Genomic DNA, 1,835 nt, shown 5'->3' on the forward strand with positions numbered 1-1,835 from the left:
CCGAAGTAGTCCGTATCGACGGTGAAGTTGCTGAGCTTATCAATAAGCGAAAAGAAGATTTCTATAAAGAGTACTATTACTTAAAACCAGAATGTGAGAAAAACGGCTGGGAAAAATTTAAGGACGGCTGCAAAGCAGTTGCCGAGTGGTGTAAAGATAATTGGAAATCCATTGCTAAAATAGTGGCTGCCGCAGTAGTTATCACAGGATTGGGAATAGCAGCGGCGCTGACAGGAGGAGTATTGGGAGTTATACTGGCAGGAGCGTTCTGGGGAGCATTGGCCGGAGGCTTGATAGGAGGAGCAGTCGGAGGAATAGCTGCGGCGATAAATGGAGGTTCGTTCCTAGAAGGATTTGCGGATGGCGCTTTAAGCGGAGCGGTTTCCGGAGCGGTGACAGGAGCGGCATGTGCCGGGCTTGGTGCTTTGGGAGCAGCGGCAGGGAAAGGCATCCAATGCATGAGCACTGTAGGAAAAGCAATAAATGTTACTTCGAAAGTAACTGCAGCCCTTTCGTTGGGTATGGACGGATTTGACATGCTGGCAATGGGAGTATCGCTGTTTGATCCATCCAACGCATTGGTTGAATTTAACCGGAAGCTGCATTCCAATGCACTTTACAATGGATTCCAGATTGCAGTAAACGCGCTGGCTGTTTTCAGTGCCGGGGCGGCATCTACAATGAAGTGCTTTGTTGCGGGTACGATGGTATTGACAGCGGCAGGCTTGGTTGCGATAGAGAATATCAAGGTAGGAGATAAGGTAATTGCGGCGAATCCGGAGACTTTTGAAGTAGCCAGAAGACAGTGCTTGAGACATATGTGAGAGAGACAACGGAGCTTTTGCATTTGAGAATTGGAGGCGAAGTAATCAAAACAACCGTTGACCATCCATTTTATGTAAAAGATGTTGGCTTTGTTGAAGCGGTGAATCTGCAAGTCGGAGACAAGTTGGTTGATTCAAAAGGCAATGTTTTGGTGGTAGAAGAGAAAAAGCTCGAAATAACTGGTAAACCTGTGAAAGTTTACAACTTTAAAGTTGATGACTTTCATACTTATCATGTTGGGAATAAAGGGATATTGGTACATAATGCGAATTATAATCCTAAAACTACCTTTGAAAATCTGGATTTGGAAACCGCCAGTAACAAGCAAAAGGGTAATTATGGAGAATATCGAGCGGATGATAATCTTATAAATAATCCAAAATTGAAGGAAGTAGGATATGATTTGGAACAGATAGGAGGGAAAGTTCCGACATCACCGGATGATAAAATCACAAAAGGGATAGATGGTATATATGTAAACAAGAATCCTAATTCAAATATTAAATATGTGATTGATGAGTCAAAGTTTAATACTGCACAATTGGGGAAAACGAAAAAAGGCATAAAACAAATGTCGGATGAGTGGCTCCGTGAGAAACAAGGTAAAAGAATTTTACAAGCAGTTAATGGTGATAGAAGACTGAAAGATGATATAATAGAAGCATTAAACAACGGTGCAGTAGAAAAAGTTTTATCACGAGTTGGCAAGGATGGAAAAGTAACGACGTATAGGTTAAACAGCAATGGTGAAATAATTGGATTCTGGCCATAAATAACAAATGAAAAGGAGATGATGGTATGAGAGATCCGTTATGCAGTGAAAGTTATTTATTAGAAACAATAGAATATGACAAAGAAGGAATTTGTAAAAGTAAAAAAAAGATTGTTATTCTGAAAGATGATATGGAAAAAGGTATACAAAGATATCCAAGGGATAATCAAAGCATAATTTATGCTACGTTTTTACATATGTTTATGTATAACACGGAAATGCTTACAGCCAAATACTC

General features: G+C 40.5%; 1 protein-coding gene and 1 pseudogene. Both read left to right on the forward strand.

The window, feature by feature from the left end; translation table 11 throughout:
• Positions 1 to 1,597, forward strand: a pseudogene (locus tag JCM21531_RS18595) (polymorphic toxin-type HINT domain-containing protein); the annotation flags it as partial.
• Positions 1,598 to 1,623: 26 nt separating this feature from the next.
• Positions 1,624 to 1,835 (forward strand): PoNe immunity protein domain-containing protein (locus JCM21531_RS17090; protein ID WP_038291624.1); only part of this gene is annotated, 212 nt, incomplete at its 3' end.

The sequence above is a fragment of the Acetivibrio straminisolvens JCM 21531 genome, from assembly GCF_000521465.1.
In the GTDB taxonomy this organism is placed as follows: domain Bacteria; phylum Bacillota; class Clostridia; order Acetivibrionales; family Acetivibrionaceae; genus Hungateiclostridium; species Hungateiclostridium straminisolvens.